The organism is Flavobacterium anhuiense (assembly GCF_004151235.1).
Classification (GTDB): domain Bacteria; phylum Bacteroidota; class Bacteroidia; order Flavobacteriales; family Flavobacteriaceae; genus Flavobacterium; species Flavobacterium anhuiense_A.
The window spans coordinates 50,168-67,764 of the sequence record NZ_JUIV01000013.1 but is presented as its reverse complement, the minus strand read 5'-3'; the positions used below and the strand labels follow the sequence as shown (position 1 = coordinate 67,764).

At 33.1% G+C, this 17,597-nt stretch carries 14 protein-coding genes; 8 read left to right on the top strand and 6 right to left on the bottom strand.

Features of this window, described 5'->3' with window-relative positions:
- Positions 1 to 137 precede the first annotated feature (137 nt).
- From NU08_RS15580 to NU08_RS15560, 5 genes are all read left to right on the top strand, one after another.
- Positions 138 to 668: a DUF4199 domain-containing protein gene (locus NU08_RS15580; protein WP_129748053.1), complete on the top strand. Its 531-nt coding sequence runs from the start codon at positions 138 to 140 to the stop codon at positions 666 to 668.
- An 8-nt stretch (positions 669 to 676) separates the two neighbouring features.
- On the top strand, positions 677 to 1,633 hold the full coding sequence (locus tag NU08_RS15575; RefSeq protein ID WP_129748052.1) for a glycosyltransferase family 2 protein: 957 nt from the start codon (positions 677 to 679) through the stop codon (positions 1,631 to 1,633).
- A 119-nt stretch (positions 1,634 to 1,752) separates the two neighbouring features.
- Positions 1,753 to 3,480 (top strand): phospho-sugar mutase, encoded by a 1,728-nt coding sequence (locus NU08_RS15570; protein ID WP_129748051.1) that lies wholly within the window; start codon positions 1,753 to 1,755, stop codon positions 3,478 to 3,480.
- Between the two features lie 266 nt (positions 3,481 to 3,746).
- Complete coding sequence (locus tag NU08_RS15565; protein ID WP_129748050.1) at positions 3,747 to 5,576, top strand: ABC transporter ATP-binding protein; 1,830 nt, start codon at positions 3,747 to 3,749, stop codon at positions 5,574 to 5,576.
- 127 nt (positions 5,577 to 5,703) lie between these two features.
- The gene (locus tag NU08_RS15560) at positions 5,704 to 6,405 is read left to right on the top strand and encodes a hypothetical protein (RefSeq protein ID WP_129748049.1); all 702 of its coding nucleotides are present in this window, start codon (positions 5,704 to 5,706) and stop codon (positions 6,403 to 6,405) included.
- A gap of 424 nt (positions 6,406 to 6,829) precedes the next feature.
- Here NU08_RS15560 and NU08_RS15555 read toward each other — a convergent pair whose 3' ends face one another.
- From NU08_RS15555 to NU08_RS15540, 4 genes are read right to left on the bottom strand one after another with little or no spacing between them, the layout of a single operon-like run.
- A complete protein-coding gene (locus tag NU08_RS15555) occupies positions 6,830 to 7,549 on the bottom strand; it encodes a hypothetical protein (RefSeq protein ID WP_066033694.1) in 720 nt (239 codons plus the stop codon).
- Between the two features lie 31 nt (positions 7,550 to 7,580).
- On the bottom strand, positions 7,581 to 8,225 hold the full coding sequence (locus NU08_RS15550; RefSeq protein ID WP_066033693.1) for a hypothetical protein: 645 nt from the start codon (positions 8,223 to 8,225) through the stop codon (positions 7,581 to 7,583).
- Positions 8,222 to 10,687: a TonB-dependent receptor plug domain-containing protein gene (locus NU08_RS15545; RefSeq protein WP_129748048.1), complete on the bottom strand. Its 2,466-nt coding sequence runs from the start codon at positions 10,685 to 10,687 to the stop codon at positions 8,222 to 8,224. Before NU08_RS15545 ends, NU08_RS15550 begins: the two co-directional genes overlap by 4 nt.
- A gap of 12 nt (positions 10,688 to 10,699) precedes the next feature.
- Positions 10,700 to 12,382, bottom strand: coding sequence for a M23 family metallopeptidase (locus tag NU08_RS15540; protein WP_129748047.1), 1,683 nt, complete (start codon positions 12,380 to 12,382; stop codon positions 10,700 to 10,702).
- Positions 12,383 to 12,563: 181 nt separating this feature from the next.
- Here NU08_RS15540 and NU08_RS15535 point away from each other — a divergent pair, with 181 nt between their 5' ends.
- From NU08_RS15535 to rny, 3 genes are all read left to right on the top strand, one after another.
- Positions 12,564 to 12,854 carry a hypothetical protein gene (locus NU08_RS15535; protein WP_008464802.1) on the top strand — a complete coding sequence of 97 codons (291 nt, stop codon included), beginning with the start codon at positions 12,564 to 12,566 and terminating at the stop codon, positions 12,852 to 12,854.
- A 4-nt stretch (positions 12,855 to 12,858) separates the two neighbouring features.
- Positions 12,859 to 13,152 carry a cell division protein ZapA gene (locus NU08_RS15530; RefSeq protein ID WP_008464801.1) on the top strand — a complete coding sequence of 98 codons (294 nt, stop codon included), beginning with the start codon at positions 12,859 to 12,861 and terminating at the stop codon, positions 13,150 to 13,152.
- 209 nt (positions 13,153 to 13,361) lie between these two features.
- Positions 13,362 to 14,921 carry a ribonuclease Y gene (gene rny / locus NU08_RS15525; RefSeq protein WP_111363704.1) on the top strand — a complete coding sequence of 520 codons (1,560 nt, stop codon included), beginning with the start codon at positions 13,362 to 13,364 and terminating at the stop codon, positions 14,919 to 14,921.
- Positions 14,922 to 14,996: 75 nt separating this feature from the next.
- Here rny and NU08_RS15520 read toward each other — a convergent pair whose 3' ends face one another.
- Positions 14,997 to 16,517, bottom strand: a complete 1,521-nt coding sequence (locus NU08_RS15520) for a PAS domain-containing protein (RefSeq protein ID WP_129748046.1) — start codon at positions 16,515 to 16,517, stop codon at positions 14,997 to 14,999.
- Between the two features lie 153 nt (positions 16,518 to 16,670).
- Entirely contained in the window at positions 16,671 to 17,567 is an 897-nt protein-coding gene (gene xerD, locus NU08_RS15515) for a site-specific tyrosine recombinase XerD (RefSeq protein WP_129748045.1), read from the bottom strand.
- Positions 17,568 to 17,597: the final 30 nt, after the last annotated feature.

Sequence of the window (17,597 nt, the reverse complement as noted above, 5' to 3'; positions counted from 1 at the left end):
GTGTGCAAATTTACAATTCTTTTTTAATAAACAAACAGTTAGCTTACTTTTTTTTAGTTTATTTCGAAAAGCTTTTTTTATATCCGATTATAGTGGGAATTACTATATTTGTGGATTAATTTTAAACATATCGAAATATGATTAATGAAGTTATAAAAAAGAATGGAGTTACGTATGGTGTAATGATCGGAATTGCATCGGCTTTGGTTACTGCTACAATCTATGCTATTGATTTAAACCTATTTACCGCTTGGTGGATGGGAATACTAGGAATCGTAATAAGCCTTACAATTAGTATCATTTTGCTTTCTAAAACTAAGAAAGATTTAAACGGTGTTTTTCCTTTTAAAGATGCTTTTACTACTTATTTTATAGCTGCAGTAATCGGTATTTTAATATCAACAACTTTCAACATTGTATTATTTAATGTAATTGATCCAGGCGCAAAGGAGACTTTGAACGAAATTATGATCAAATATACTGTTGGTATGATGCAGAAATTTGGCACACCAGCCTCAGCAATTAATGAAGCTGTTGCTAAGATGAAAGAAAGCAGTCCTTATTCTACATTCGAATTATTAAAAGGATCTATTTTTGCAATCGTAATTAGTGCCATTTTTGGATTAATTTTCGCAGCATTTTTCAAAAGCAAATCTACACAAGAATAAAACTATAAATGAATTTATCTATACTTATACCGCTTCTAAACGAGGAGGAATCACTTAAAGAACTCTACACTTGGATCATTAAAGTGATGCAATCTAACAATTACTCTTATGAAATCATTTTTGTAGATGATGGTAGTACAGATAATTCTTGGCAGATTATTGAAGGTTTTTCTAACGAAAATCCTAATGTAAAAGGAATTCGTTTCATGAAAAACTTTGGTAAATCTCAGGCTTTGCATGCTGGTTTTGCAAAAGCAAAAGGCGATGTTATTATTACAATGGATGCTGACTTGCAAGATAGTCCAGATGAAATTCCTGAATTGTATGAAATGATTGTGAATCAGAAATACGATTTGGTTTCTGGTTGGAAAAAGAAACGTTACGATTCTGTTGTGGCAAAAAATCTTCCGTCAAAATTATTCAACTGGGCTGCCAGAAAAACTTCTGGTGTTGAACTGAATGATTTTAACTGCGGATTGAAAGCTTACAAAAATGTCGTGGTAAAAAACATTGAGGTTTCTGGAGAAATGCACCGCTATATCCCTGTTTTGGCTAAAAATGCTGGATTTGCAAAAATTGGCGAAAAAGTGGTAATTCACCAAGCTAGAAAATATGGTGAAACTAAATTTGGAATGGAGCGTTTTATAAACGGATTCCTAGATTTGATTACCATTTGGTTTTTATCGAGATTCGGAAAAAGACCAATGCATTTATTTGGCGCTATGGGTTCTTTAATGTTTATTATCGGATTTTTAGCAGCTGGATACATTGGAATTTCTAAACTGTACCATATGTATACTGGAATGAAATATAGCTTGGTTACCAACAATCCTTGGTTTTATATTGCTTTAACGACCATGATTTTGGGAACTCAGTTATTTTTAGCAGGATTCTTGGGTGAAATTATTTTAAGAACAAAAAATAACGAAGCAAGATATAAAGTAGCACGAGAGGTTAATTTTTAAAAAACTTTTTTAAGGTATATTTTTAAATCTACGTCTAATTAAGATATAAAAATATTCCATAAAGCACCTTAAACTCTCAATAACAAACTATTTTTAAACAAACATAAAACGAAATCTAAATGAATATAGCACCAAATATATTAAATGCTGTAAACGAATGGCTGACGCCAACATTTGATCAAGAAACGCAAGCCGCGGTTAAAGAATTAATGACGACTTCACCAAAAGAACTTGAAGAGAGTTTTTACAAAAACTTAGAATTCGGAACTGGAGGAATGCGCGGTGTTATGGGTGTTGGCGACAACAGAATCAACAAATATACACTTGGAAAAAATACTCAGGGATTATCTGATTATCTGCATAAAGTTTTTCCAAACGAACCTTTAAAAGTAGTCATTGCTTACGATTGTCGCCATAATAGTAACACGTTAGCAAAAGTGGTAGCTGATGTTTTCTCAGCAAACGGAATTCAAGTTTATTTATTCTCCGATTTGAGACCAACTCCAGAATTGTCTTTTGCTCTTAAATATTTAAAATGCCAATGCGGAATTGTTTTAACAGCTTCTCACAATCCGCCAGAATACAACGGTTATAAAGTATATTGGCAAGATGGCGGACAAATTGTTCCTCCGCAAGACAAAGAAATTGTCAATGTGATTGAAAGTTTAGGTTATGACAAAATCAAATTTAATGCAAACGAAAGTTTGATTCAGTACATTGACACAGAACTTGACAAAGCCTTTATAAAATCATCTATCGAAAACGCAAGTTTTAATACTCCAGCTGAAGCTAAAGACAATCTTCATATTGTATTTACTTCATTGCACGGAACTTCTATAAAATCAATTCCAGATGTTTTATCGCAAGCTGGATATAAAAATGTTCATATTGTTCCTGAACAAGCTGTACCAGACGGAGACTTCCCAACAGTAAAATCTCCAAACCCAGAAGAGCCAGAAGCTTTAACAATGGCTTTAGCTTTGGCTGACAAAACAAATTCTGACATTGTAGTAGGAACAGATCCTGACTGCGACCGTTTAGGAGTTGCTGTTCGTAACAATGATGGCAAAATGATTTTATTGAACGGAAACCAAACGATGGTTTTAATGACTTCTTTCTTATTGAAACAATGGAAAAAAGCAGGCAAACTTAACGGAAAACAATTCGTTGGTTCAACAATCGTTTCGACTCCAATGATGATGGAATTGGCAACAAGTTATGGCGTTGAGTGCAAAGTTGGTTTGACAGGATTTAAATGGATCGCAAAAATGATCAAAGATTTTCCTGAACTAGAATTTATCGGAGGCGGTGAAGAAAGTTTCGGATTTATGGTTGGAGACGCAGTTAGAGATAAAGACGCAGTTGCTGCCACTTTATTAATATGCGAAGTTGCCGCTCAAGCTAAAGCTGCAGGAAGCTCTGTTTATAAAGAACTTTTACAGCTTTATGTTGAAAATGGTTTTTATAAAGAATTCTTAGTTTCTTTAACCAAAAAAGGAATGGAAGGCTTACAGGAAATCAATCAAATGATGATCGATTTACGTGAAAATCCTTTGAAAGAAATTAACGGACAAAGAGTGGTAATGGTTGAAGACTATCAATCGTCTATTGCTTTAAATTTATTAGACGGTTCAGAATCGACAATGGATATTCCGAAATCAAATGTATTGATTTATTATACTGAAGACGGTTCTAAAATTTGCGCAAGACCAAGCGGAACTGAACCTAAAATTAAATTCTACATTAGTGTGAATGCCGAAATCGAATCGGTTTCTGATTTTGATGAAGCTGAAAGCTTCTTAGATCAAAAAATTCAAAACATTATTGCAGATATGCAGTTGAATTAAATAAAACCTTTTTTTTGAAAGTAACTGCCATTTGCAAATAGTCTTTAAAAACAAGGAGTCCAATATTTAAAACTCTGATTTGCATTTCTTAAAGATGCAAAATCAGAGTTTTTTTTATAAAAAAAACTAAAAAGAAATTGAAAACAGTCCAATTGGATTAATTTTGTGCAGTAAAAATTCGTCAACATGAATTCTTATAACAAAAAATATAGTGATAAAACTCAAGCAAGCATAACCAAGCAGAAAAAAATAACATCCAAAAATAAATGAGTAATTTCAAAAAAATAGTTCCTTTTATATACCCTTATAAGAAGTATGCGTTCTTAAATATCTTTTTCAATATTTTGTATGCGCTTTTCAGCACACTTTCTTTTGTGGCTTTAATTCCGATGCTTCAGGTTTTATTTGACCAGACAAAAGCCAGACACGAAAAACCGGTTTATGAAGGTATTTTAAAATTGCAGCAATATGGTGAAGACTATTTAAGCTACTACATTACTACAACAAAAGGCAATCATGACCCAGGTTATATTTTAGCCATAATGGTAACAATTATAATTTCGATCTTCTTATTAAAAAACTTAGCCGATTATTTAGCTATGTTTTTTATCACTTTTTTACGAAATGGAGTTTTACAAGACATGCGAAATGCTATGTACAAAAAAACACTGGAACTTCCTTTGGCATTTTATTCTGAAAAAAGAAAAGGAGATGTCATTTCAAGAATTTCAGCTGACGTAAACGAGGTGCAAAACTCTTTTCTAGCCATATTAGAGCTTATAGTAAAAGAACCTTTAACTATCATTTTCACCATCACAACAATGCTGATCATCAGCACCAAGTTAACCTTATTTGTATTCATCTTTATTCCGATTTCTGGTTATATCATTTCTTTAATCGGAAAACAATTGAAAAAGCAATCAACAAAAGCACAAGAAGAGCAAGGCACTTTTTTATCTACGATTGAGGAAACTATTGGCGGATTAAAAGTTGTAAAAGGATATAATGCTGAAAACTATTTCAATACTGTTTTTCAAAATTCAACTCAGCGCTTTTTTAATTTATCAAATAAAATAGGAAACCGTCAGAACTTAGCTTCTCCTGCAAGTGAATTTATGGGAATTACTGTTATTGCTATTCTATTATGGTATGGAGGACAAATGGTTTTAATTGACAAAACTCTAAGCGGCCCTTCGTTTATTGCCTACATGGGATTAGCCTATAACATTCTTACTCCTGCAAAAGCAATTTCTAAAGCTTCATACGGAGTAAAAAGAGGAAACGCAGCAGCAGAACGTGTTCTTGAAGTTTTAGACCAAGAAAATACTATTGTTTCTAAAGAAAACGCCATCGAAAAAACAACTTTTGATGACAACATCAGCGTTCAGAATATCAACTTTAAATATGAAAATGAAAATGTTTTAAAAGACTTTTCTCTTGAAATTAAAAAAGGACAAACTGTTGCACTTGTTGGACAATCTGGAAGCGGGAAAAGTACTATTGCGAATTTATTGACTCGTTTTTATGACGTAAATGAAGGTTCTATTTCTATAGACGGAATCAACATTAAAGACATGAATCTTCACTCACTTAGAAGTTTGATGGGATTGGTAACGCAAGATAGCATTTTGTTTAATGATACGATAAAAGCCAATATTTCTTTAGGAAAATTAGACGCTACTGATGATGAAATTATCGAAGCTTTAAAAATCGCAAATGCTTATGAGTTCGTTAAAGATCTTCCAAAAGGCATTTACACCAATATTGGAGACAGTGGAAACAAGCTTTCAGGAGGTCAAAAACAACGTTTATCTATTGCACGCGCCGTATTGAAAAATCCACCGATTATGATTTTGGATGAAGCAACATCTGCATTGGATACAGAAAGTGAAAAATTTGTTCAGGTTGCATTGGAAAACATGATGCAAAATAGAACATCGATCGTAATTGCACACCGTCTTTCCACAATTCAAAAAGCAGATTTAATTGTGGTTATGCAAAAAGGAAAAATCGTTGAGCAAGGAACACACGATGAATTAATTTCAAAAAATGGGACTTACAATAAGCTTGTAACAATGCAGTCTTTCGAATCGTAAGTTTTTCACATAAAAAATAATTTCACACAGATTAAGGAAATATTAAAACTCAGTTTAATTTCTTTAATCTGTGTTTATTTTTATAACTTTAGGATAGTTAAAGATTGAAATTTAATTCTTTCAGAAAATGTATCTTAACAACCCCAACATAAAACTTCCCGACGATCCCGATACTATTGTTTGGAAGTATCTAGACCTATCCAAATTTCTAGATTTATTGCTTTCGAAGAAACTTTTTATGTCGCGTTCAGACAAGTTTGAAGATCAATATGAAGGAACTTTCAGCGAACCTACTTACGAAGAGATTAAAAAACTTGCAGCAGATAATTCCGAGTTTTTAAGTTATTACAAAACGCATCGCGAAAAAGTAGCAATTAGCAGTTGGCATATTAACGAATACGAATCATTTGCCATGTGGCAGATTTTCACCAAAAACAATGAAGGCTTGGCCATTCAGTCCACCATAAGAAGACTGCAGAAAGCTGTAAAACCAGAAAACAATTATGATCAGTTTATTGGCGAAGTAAACTACATTGACTATAAAAAAGAATACATTCCTTTTGATGATTTATTCTTTCCTTTCTTATTTAAAAGAAAAAGTTTTCAATACGAAAGAGAAGTCCGTATCCTGAGTGACACTTCTAAAAGCGACATCAAACTAAACGACGGATTAAAGATCAACGTCGACATCAATCAATTAATTGAAAAAATATACATTCATCCAAAATCTGAAAACTGGTACAAAAAACTAGTAATAGAATTGGTAGAACGCTTAGGTTTTGGTTTCGAAATTGAAAAATCGGATCTAGAGAGCGACATATTGATTTAAAGGTTCTGAGGCGCTGAGTTTTTCTCTTGCCACAGATTAAAAAGATTAAAAAGATTTTTTCACGTTTCTGATTATGTTCCGTAGGAACATTTCATCGGTAGAAAAATTATATAGTTACGCTTATTATACGTTCCGTAGGAACGTTTGATTTTTGGTATGTTTTTTTTAAACAATGCAACGCCAAACGTTCCTACGGAACGTAAATTGATTGGTCATCATTTTTTTTTCTACCGACCAGACATTCCTACGGAATGACAACTTGATGCATCAAAATCAAAAACGCTGTTTTCACAAATAAAAGCAATTTAAAAAAGAGAGGCTGTATCAATAAATTGATACAGCCTCTCTTTTTATGAAAATCTTTTTAATCCTTTTAATCTGTGGCAAAAAACTTAGAAACTTAGAAACTTAGAACCTTAGCAACTTAAATAGGTTTATAACTCTTCACTTCCCATTTTTTAGAAGCCAAATCTATATAATTATAGTGCAAGACATCATTTTTATCAAATTGACCATTTTGGTTGGTATCTTCAATAGTTCTAAAATACAAACGATTTTTAGATTCAATTAAGCTCCAATCTACTAACTCTTGAAGATCTGCTGAAACTTTGGTGAAATTTTCTCCGCTGATGTCACTTAAATATAAAGTTTTGATATCGCTCGTATCTATTTTACCATCTTTATTGGTATCCGAATCCGTCAGCGTATAAACCATCACATTATTATGCGTTCTGTCTGCAACCGTTTTTAAATACGTAGCTGTTAAAATCAAAACTGGTTTATCTGATAATGGTCGGATAGAATCTGAATCTACTTTTTGAAATTTTAAATTCTGAAGATATCCTGTAATTTCATATTCGCCTAAATTAGAAATTGTAAAACTCACATCATTTACGCTCGAAGAACCATAACGCGCTTTAGAACCTCTTTCAAAAACTCTTAAATCTCCAACTGGATGAATTAAATAACTTGTTCCTTCCATTTGAATTGGCAAATCGGCGATTTCAATTTGAGTTGTATCGGCTTTAGTAACACTTACTTTGTTTGAAGCGCCATAACTTACTTTTGGTTTTTGAACTTCCTCTCGACAGCTGATTACTGTTCCGACAAGTATTAGCGCGATATATTTAAAATACTTTTTCATCTACAATGATTATATACGATTATCAAATATACTATTTTTGATTGTAATTTTTGTTTTTATTGAATTTTACTAGCGCAAAGATGTTTAGTAGAACAATTCCTAGATAACCTAGAAAAATAAGCCAGCTCTTTTTATACAAAGAAAGATGATAAGCCCGTTCTCTTTCCTTATCTTCTTTTAACCAGAAATCTTTATTGGCTTCATAATAACCACAAGTTATTACACGATAATTATTTTTATTTGGTTTTGGTTTTGGGCTTGTTAATACATAAATATCATTCCCAAACAAAGCCCAAGTTGGCACTTTTTCTTCTGCTACCAAATTAATTACATTAACAAAAGTATCATAATCTGTTTTTGACCCAAAATGAATTTTAGCGCCATTTATAGTGTCATACTTTTTGACTATATCTCGAACAAAAAATCTTAATTCTTTTATTTTGTCAAGTTCTTTTAATTTTACATCATTAAAATTAAACCTTTTATACTTTCTTAAATCTGCGATTTTATATTTTTCAAATTCTTCTTTATCAGGAACCATTAAATTTAAGGATCCATAAACCATAAAAGCATCAACTTTAAAAAAATGATAAAAACAAAACAGCGGTATTAAGACTAAAGAAATCATTCCTGGAACGTAAAAAATCTTTTTTCTCTTTTCACGTTTTTCTATCATAACCTCGCATTTATCTTAACGTTAAAAACCCTCGAAGTCATATAATTTGGAATCGCATATTGATTTTTTGAATACACATCACGAACCCAAGTATTTGTAATCGCATTTTGATTATTAAAGAGATTGAAAATTTCTAGTCCGAGAGACAGTTCTTTAAAGTTTTTCAGCCAGCCTTTTTTTGTATTTTGCGTACTAGCGTCTACAAAAACTTTTGCAAAACCAATATCTGCTCTCCTGTAATCATTCAATCGGTTTTGATATAAATACGGATCAGAATATGCTGGTGCACCTCCAGGTAAACCTGTATTGTAAACCAAATTCAAATACACTTTCACGCTTGGAATATTCGGCATATAATCTTGAAACAGCATCGCAAATTTCAAACGCTGATCTGTCGGACGGGCAATATACCCTTTGTTTTCATAATTCTCCTCCGTTTTCATATATCCGAAACTTACCCAAGATTCTGTTCCCGGCACAAATTCTCCATTTAATCTAAAATCAAGACCTTGTGCATAGGCTTTTGCATTGTTATTGGCAACATAACGAATTCGGACATTGTCAATCGAATACACATTTACATCAGAAAGCGATTTATAATACAGTTCCGTCACCCATTTAAAAGGATGATTCCACATTTTAAAATTATAATCATTTCCTAAAACCACATGAATTGCTTCCTGAGCTTTCACATTCGGATTTACAACTCCATCCAAATCACGTAATTCTCTATAAAATGGTGGCTGATGATATAATCCGCCCGAAATTCTAAAAACCATATCGCGGTCCCAATCTGGTTTTATCGCAAATTGCGCACGCGGACTTACTACAAATTGTGTTTTTCCTTCTTCTAGAGCTCCTGCGACATTCCAGCCTTGAAAACGCGCTCCTAAATGATACCAAATCTGACTCGAACCAATTTCCGACTGCTTGTTCCATTGCGTATAACCCGAGAATCGATTTATGGTATTAAAATTGGTCGCTCGAATATTTTGATATGGCAAAAGTGGTCCCGTGTAAGGTGTATAAGGCTGATTATTTTTGGGAAGAATAACCAAAGGCGGATTTATAGAAAATCCAGCCGAATCAATAACTTCCCATTCCACTACTCGATCTCGAATAGATTCTCTAGTATATTTTAAACCAAATTCCAATTGGCTTTCTTTCCAGTCTTTAGTTCCTTTTAGTTCAATATTTGCGATTAAAGCATCGAGATCATTTCGGGCGTGGTTTAGTTGAGAACCAATTCCACGAGTAAAATCAACTGCAGATGTATTTTCTGGATCTTCAGCATTTACATTGCCTAAACGATATTGCGCCAAAATATCAAAATGTTCTTGTTCTGTCGTGTGAAATAAAGATCCAATTAATTTTAGCGTAAGTGTAGGTGAAGCTTTATAAGTCGTTTTTAAAGCTCCGAAATAAGTATCATATTGATCTTTTTCTTGTCCGTCATAATAAACCGCAAGTGCCATTGGCTGATCTGCAGTACCAAAATTAGTTTGACGCACCAAAGGTTCATACGAATATTTGTTCTGAGAAATATTTCCTAAAAAGCTCATTTGCCATTTTTCAGAAATATCATAATTCACATTGGTTTGAATATCTGCAAAAGTTGGTTTATAATTCGTCTCTGTATCTTGACTATTCACCAAAAGACTATTATTTCTATAACGAACTCCTGTTACAGCAGACCATTTTTTATTCTTCGAAACCAGATCGACCGCAGCGCTTCCGCCTAAAAAACTGGCTTCAAAAGCAGCGCCAAACTGAGTTGGCTTGCGATACGTAATATCTAAAACAGAAGATAATTTGTCTCCGAACTTCGCTTGAAATCCTCCCGCAGAAAATTCAACATTTTGAACTAAATCTGTATTCGTAAAACTTAATCCTTCCTGCTGTCCTGAACGAATTAAAAACGGACGATATACCTCTACTTCGTTTACATACACTAGATTTTCATCATAATTCCCGCCACGAACCATGTACTGCGTGCTTAATTCGTTATTTGAATTAACGCCAGGAAGCGTTTTCAGAATATTTTCGATTCCTGGATTGGCACCCGGAATCTTTTTTATGGTTTCAGTATCAACAGAAGTTATTCCTTGAACACGTTTTCTATTTCCAGAAGAAACAAAAACTTCTCCCATCTGTTCTTCAGAATTATTCATAATCGGATTAAAGACAAATACTTCATTTGTTTTTAAACTAACTGTCAAACTCATCATTTTTAAAGAAACGTGAGTAAAAATCAGAGAAACTTTTTTGTTTGACGATATTACTATTTCGTAAAAACCATTTGCATCAGATTGCACAGAAGTTTCTTGTGACGAAATATTTACGCCAGCAACAGGATGTTTCTCTACATCCAAAACCAACCCTTTAATACGAGCGTTTTGAGCCAAAGCAATGCAGCTGAAAAATAAAAAAAGAAAAGCGAATGTTAACCTATTTTGACTCAAAGATTTTGGGTTTTATTTTTGTTGACTTCTAAAAAAACGAGTTTCAAAGATAGTAGTATTTCCTACATTATCAACAACTTCAACTTTTAATACGTTTTCACCTTCTGCCAAATACTGATCGTCAAAAGTATGCGTAATTCTTCTCGCTTTATTTTCGTATTCAAACAAAACCCAGCTTCCGTTCAAATATCCATTATAAGATTTTATTCCAGACAACGAATCGCTTATCGTTAAATCAATTTTCTTTTGATCGCTAATCCATTTTCCTTCAATTGGTTTTGCAATTTTAACAACTGGCGGAATCGTATCTAAAACCAAACCGTAAGTGCCCAATATTTTTGCTTTTGCAGTAAAAACATCACCTTTTCTGATCGTTCCATTATAGCTTGTTCCCTTTCCGATATAAAGTTTATCTCGCAAAGATTCTGGATAAGTATCATCTTTTATAGTAATTGTAAAATTAGAATGCGCAGGAACAGTATCGTCATGAATAAAAATTTTATTATTTCTCACATCAAAATTCATATTGAAATCATCGTAAAAAGTTCCAGCAGGAAAGAAAACCGACATATTGTCTTTCTCAAAATTAGCATCTCTATTATACTTGATAAAATACTGTCCGTTTGTTGGCTCCGCTCCTACAAGCGGTGTTGCAACATCAAACTCAATTGGAACCGTAACCGAATTCATATTCCCAAAATAATCCGAAACTTCAATTTTGTAATTTGAAGTTAAATTCGGTTCTGCTTTTACAATACCATGAAGAGAATCTGTTTTGATAATGCTCAACGCAAAAGGCGTTTTCATGAAAAGCTTCTGCACGCGTTGTCCCGATTTTTTATATCTAGGATAATCAATAAAAGCATTGATGTAACGCATTTCATCAAAAGAATATGTATTAAACTGATAATTATAATTCTGATTTCCGTTTAAAAAAGTCGAAACATTAAAAACTCCATTTTTATTATGCGACACATCATCGGTGTCTACTGCATTAATTCCGAAACCAATTTTTCCGTTTGCCTTAATTTTAGATGCTAAATAAGTGCCATCTTTTTGAAGTGCCATACTTACCAGCAAAGGCTGTTTTGACTGATTTACCGTTGCATTATCTAAAGGATAAACATACAAACTAGACAAAGTTGGTTTTTTGGTATCTTTTAAATTTTGGTCAAAGCCGAAGAAAATCGGATTGATAACAAATTCGGTTTTGGTATCACGAATTTCAAAATGAAGATGCGGTCCTTCTGACGAACCTGTATTTCCAGAAAGTCCAATTATATCTCCTTTTTTTACAGGAAGCTCATCCGGCTTTGGAAACATTTCAATCTCATAGGCTTTTTCTTTGTAATGCGTTTTTTTTACATAATCTAAAATTGCTCCAGTCGGCGTTTGCAAATGCCCGTAAACCGAAGTATATCCATTTGGATGTGTAATGTAGATGCATTTTCCGTTTCCAAAAGTCGAAATTTTAATTCGTGAAACATATCCATCCGCAATTGCATGTACAGTCAAACCTTCTCTTTGATTCGTTTTTAAATCAAAACCAGCATGAAAATGATTCGGTCTTAACTCCCCAAAATTACCGGATAGTTGCATTGGAATATCTAATGGGGGACGGAAATAATCTTTAGGATATTGTGTTTGAGCAAACACAGAATTACAAATTAAAAGGGCAAGTACATATAATCTCATAAACAACATTTTTGCTAAGATAAGCAAAAATAAGCCAATAAAAGCAAGAAAAAAGCTTCAAAAACCCAATTAATTGAATTACAATATATTTATCTAAAATAATGCAAAAAAATCGATAAAAAATTGCATTAATAAAAAGGAATATTAACTTTGTAGGATTAAGTAATGAATAGGATGTATAATGAGTGTAATTGCAGAAATAATTGATACTCTTGAATATAAAGTTGAAAAGCTTTTTGAGAAATCAAAAGCCTTTGAACAAAACAATCAAGTATTACGATTAGAACTAGCCAAAGCTGCGCAAATTATCCAGAAACAATCTGAGGAAATGGAAGCTTTGAAGAAGCAAAATGAAACACTTAAGATAGCCAATTCGTTGCTCGGCAGCGACAATAACAAGAGAGAGACAAAGCTTAAAATAAATTCATTAATTCGCGAAATCGATTACTGCATAGCGCAACTATCAGATTAATAACATGGACGGAAAGCTTAGAATTAAAATATCAATTGCCGACCGCGTTTATCCACTTACGGTTGAACCGGCTCAGGAAGAAGGACTTAGAAGTGCTTCTAAAAAAATTGATGCCATGATCAAGCAGTTCGAAGAAAATTACGCGGTTCGTGACAAACAAGATGTTCTAGCTATGTGTGCATTGCAATTTGCATCGCAGGTAGAACAAAAACAGATTGATAATGCAATCGATGGAGAAGAAACTATCGAAAGAATTAAAAGATTAAATACGCTTTTAGATCAATATCTCGAAAATTAAACGTTCTTTACAGAAACTAAGATACTGCCTACATTAGTTCACATTTGGTAAACTCAACACTAACAATTTAGAATGAGCAAATCGTCGCTACTATAGTATGCCCTCCTTTTGGCTGGGAAACTTGAACAGTGAGTTAGCTCAAAACTTGTCTTTACGAGTTTATACAAGCAATTAATGTAGGCTTTTTTTATATATAAACCCTAACAAACATGGACATCATAACGATCATTATTGGTATTGTAGGTATTGCGGCAGGATTTGCAATAGCTAAAATTATCGAGAAAAGTAATATTTCAAACCTAATTAAAAACGCTAAAAAAGAAGCGGCTTCTATCTTAAAAGACGCTAATTTAGAAGCTGAAAACATCAAAAAAGATAAAATTCTTCAAGCAAAAGAGCGTTTTATCGAACTAAAATCAGAACATGAACAGGTTATTTTAGCACGTGATAAAAAAGTGGCTGAAGTAGAAAAACGTGTTCGCGATAAAGAATCTCAAGTTTCTAATGAACTTTCTAAAGCCAAAAAAATAAACGAAGATTTTGAAGCTAAAACAGCTGAATACAACAATAAAATTGAAGTTTTAGACAAAAAACAAGCTGAAGTTGACAAACTTCACAAAAGCCAATTACAGCAATTAGAAGTAATCTCTGGTCTTTCTGCTGAGGAAGCTAAAGAACAATTGGTAGAAGGATTAAAAGCTGAAGCTAAAACAAAAGCAATGTCTCATATTCAAGAAACTATTGAAGAGGCAAAATTGACTGCACAGCAAGAAGCTAAAAAAATCATCATTAATACGATCCAAAGAGTCGGAACGGAAGAAGCGGTTGAAAACTGCGTTTCTGTTTTCAACATTGAATCTGACGATGTAAAAGGTAGAATTATCGGTCGTGAAGGACGTAACATTAGAGCGCTTGAAGCTGCAACTGGAGTTGAAATTATTGTTGATGATACGCCAGAAGCAATTATTCTTTCTTGCTTTGATCCAGTTCGTAGAGAAATTGCTCGTTTGTCTTTACACAAATTAGTAACTGACGGACGTATTCACCCAGCACGTATCGAAGAAGTTGTAGCTAAAACTGCAAAACAAATCGACGACGAAATTATCGAAGTTGGAAAACGTACGGTTATCGACTTAGGAATTCACGGTTTACACCCAGAATTAATTAAAGTTGTAGGTAGAATGAAATACCGTTCTTCTTACGGACAAAACTTATTACAGCACTCTAGAGAAGTTTCTAAACTTTGCGGTATTATGGCTGCAGAATTAGGACTGAACGTGAAATTGGCAAAAAGAGCTGGTTTACTTCACGATATCGGAAAAGTGCCAGATACAGAAAGCGATTTACCACACGCACTTTTAGGAATGCAGTGGGCTGAGAAATACGGCGAGAAAGAAGAGGTTTGCAACGCAATTGGAGCGCACCACGATGAGATTGAAATGAAATCTTTATTATCTCCAATCATCCAAGTTTGTGATGCTATTTCTGGAGCTAGACCAGGTGCAAGACGTCAAGTTCTTGATTCTTACATCCAGCGCCTAAAAGATCTTGAAGATGTAGCTTACGGATTCAGCGGAGTTAAAAATGCTTATGCAATCCAAGCTGGTAGAGAATTACGTGTAATTGTAGAAAGCGAAAAAGTTTCTGATGATAATGCTGCGAACTTATCTTTTGAAATTTCACAAAAAATTCAAACAGAAATGACTTATCCTGGACAGGTAAAAGTTACAGTTATTAGAGAGACTAGAGCTGTAAACATTGCTAAATAATCTGGGAGATAATATATAGAAAAAAATAAAGGCTGTCAATTGACAGCCTTTATTTTTATTTAGCTCTTTGCAGGTTTACATATCATTAAAAACGATTTTAAAGCTTGTCCCAACCCCTACTTCACTTTCCACTTCAACCGTTCCTTTCATCGCTTCAATTTGATTTCTTGTAATGTATAAACCAATACCTCGAGCTTCTTCATGCTTATGAAAGGTTTTATACATTCCGAACAATAAATCTCCATACACCTTCAAATCAATCCCTAGACCATTATCAGTAATTTTAAGCGATTTATAACCTTCTGGCTCTATTGCAAAATCAAAAGTTATGATTGGATCTCGATCCGGATGGGCATATTTAATTGCGTTTGTTGCAAAATTCAACAAAACGCTTTCCATGTAAGCCGGATTAAAATTAATCGTTAAATACTTGGGAACGTTGTTTATAATGGTGACTTTTCGATGTTTATCATAACCTTTGATTGTTGAGATCGTTTTCTCAATATATTCACAAAGCTTTAGTGGCACTACCGCAATATTAATATTACTCTGCGTTTTTACAATTTGGGTAAGATTCGAAATAGTTTCATTCAGATCATTAGAAACGGTGCGTAAATATTCCAGCATTTCTGTCACGGTTTGTTTACTAACATCTGCATCAATAAGATCTAAAATCGATTTTATATTTCCTGCCTGTGTGTTTAGGTTATGAGAAACAATATGCGAAAAATTCAATAAACGGCTATTTTGATCACTATACAATTTCATTGTTTTCAATAGCTCCAACTCTTTCTCTTTTTGAGCAGAAACATCAGTATGAGTTCCAATTACACGCAACGGCCTTCCGTTTTCATCACGTTTAATTACTTTTCCACGATCCAAAATCCATTTATAATTACCGCTAGAAGTCATTACACGATGGTAATTTTCGTAAAACGGAATCTTATTATCAAAATGTTCATGTATGTCTGAATAATATTTCGGAAGATCGTCCGGATGCACAATTTTATCCCAACGTTCAGGATCATCAAAAATATCAGCAGATTCTAGCTCCAAAATTTTCAGAGACAGAGAAGAATAAAAAACTCTATTGGTAACCATATCCCAATCCCATATTCCGGCAGTCGAAGCATCGAGAGCAAACTGGAAACGTTCTTCAGAAATTCGAAGCTTTTCTTCTTTATCTTTTAATTCAGTAATATCCGAAACGTGTCCATAAAAAATCACATTCCCATTTGCTGAAGATTCTGTTTTTGAAGAAATCTTAAACCAGCGAATTCCTTTCTTAGGAAGAGTAGCTCTAAACTCTATTTTCCAAGGTTTGATTTCCTTTCTAGCTCTGACCAAAGATTGAAAAAAAAGTTCGCGATCCTGTGGTAAAATACGATCGTAAACTATAAACTTTATATCGTTATTAAAATCGGTTACAGAAAGTTCAAATATTTCATCTACCGATTTACTTACAAGGGGAAATGTGTAATTATTATCAGCATCAATAACAAATTGAAAAAGCAGGTCGGGCATTTCGGCCAACAATTTTTTATAAAAATTATTTACCTCTAAGCAATCTTCATTTCCATATAAATCAAAAACCATATGCTACTCTTTTATGTAAATAAGATATTGAAACTTATTCAGAAAAGCAAAAAACAAAACCTAGTTTTCAACGCTTTTTACTTTATTTAAAACAAAAATTTAACACAATATAACAAATTTCAACAACAAAAACACAAAATACTGTAAAATTAATTATTTCCTAGGATGAAAACTATACATTACTTCTTTTAAAAAACTGCGATCCAAATGCACATAAATTTCAGTTGTTGTAATAGATTCATGGCCAAGCATTAATTGAATCGATCTCAAGTCGGCACCATTTTCAAGCAGGTGAGTCGCAAAAGAATGTCTCAAAGTATGCGGACTTATACTTTTCTTAAGCCCCATTTTCTGAGCAAGATCTTTGATGATAGTAAAAACCATAGCCCGAGTCAATTGATTTCCTCGTCGATTTAAGAACAAAGTATCTTCAGCTCCTTTTTTAATAGTAAGATTTGAGCGAACCGCATTTTTGTAAATATCAATATATTTCTGAGTTAATGAACCTATTGGAACAAACCTTTCTTTGTTTCCTTTACCAGTAATTTTAATAAAACCTTCATCAAAAAAAAGATCTGAAATTTTAAGCGTAATCAATTCCGAAACACGTAATCCGCAACCATACAAAGTTTCGAGCATTGCTCTGTTTCTTTCGCCTTCATTAGTACTTAAATCGATTGCTTCTATTAGAGCATCAATTTCCTGAAGTGACAGTGTATCGGGCAATTTACGACCTGTTTTAGGCGCTTCTATCAATTCTAAAGGATTATCGTTTCTGTAATCTTCAAAAACCAGATAATTAAAGAAACTTTTAAGTCCAGAAATAATCCTTGCCTGTGATCTCGGATTTACCTCTTTAGCTACTGAATATATAAACTGCTGTAAAGTTTCATCAGAAATTTTTATTGGCGAAACATCAATCTTATTGTTTCCTAAAAAAAGACATAAACGTTCAATATCAAAACCATAATTTTCAATTGTATTTTTAGATAAACCTCTCTCTATCCTCAAATACGACTGATAATCTTTTATATACCTGCTCCAATTCATATTTACAAAGTAAGTAATTTTTTGGCATAA

Coding starts and splice junctions, on each gene's coding strand:
- xerD (WP_129748045.1), bottom strand. CDS start 17,567: ATGAATTGGAGCAGGTATATAAAAGATTATCAGTCGTATTTGAGGATA.
- NU08_RS15580 (WP_129748053.1), top strand. CDS start 138: ATGATTAATGAAGTTATAAAAAAGAATGGAGTTACGTATGGTGTAATG.
- NU08_RS15570 (WP_129748051.1), top strand. CDS start 1,753: ATGAATATAGCACCAAATATATTAAATGCTGTAAACGAATGGCTGACG.
- rny (WP_111363704.1), top strand. CDS start 13,362: ATGGACATCATAACGATCATTATTGGTATTGTAGGTATTGCGGCAGGA.
- NU08_RS15550 (WP_066033693.1), bottom strand. CDS start 8,225: ATGATAGAAAAACGTGAAAAGAGAAAAAAGATTTTTTACGTTCCAGGA.
- NU08_RS15530 (WP_008464801.1), top strand. CDS start 12,859: ATGGACGGAAAGCTTAGAATTAAAATATCAATTGCCGACCGCGTTTAT.
- NU08_RS15535 (WP_008464802.1), top strand. CDS start 12,564: ATGAGTGTAATTGCAGAAATAATTGATACTCTTGAATATAAAGTTGAA.
- NU08_RS15520 (WP_129748046.1), bottom strand. CDS start 16,517: ATGGTTTTTGATTTATATGGAAATGAAGATTGCTTAGAGGTAAATAAT.
- NU08_RS15555 (WP_066033694.1), bottom strand. CDS start 7,549: ATGAAAAAGTATTTTAAATATATCGCGCTAATACTTGTCGGAACAGTA.
- NU08_RS15575 (WP_129748052.1), top strand. CDS start 677: ATGAATTTATCTATACTTATACCGCTTCTAAACGAGGAGGAATCACTT.
- NU08_RS15565 (WP_129748050.1), top strand. CDS start 3,747: ATGAGTAATTTCAAAAAAATAGTTCCTTTTATATACCCTTATAAGAAG.
- NU08_RS15540 (WP_129748047.1), bottom strand. CDS start 12,382: ATGAGATTATATGTACTTGCCCTTTTAATTTGTAATTCTGTGTTTGCT.
- NU08_RS15560 (WP_129748049.1), top strand. CDS start 5,704: ATGTATCTTAACAACCCCAACATAAAACTTCCCGACGATCCCGATACT.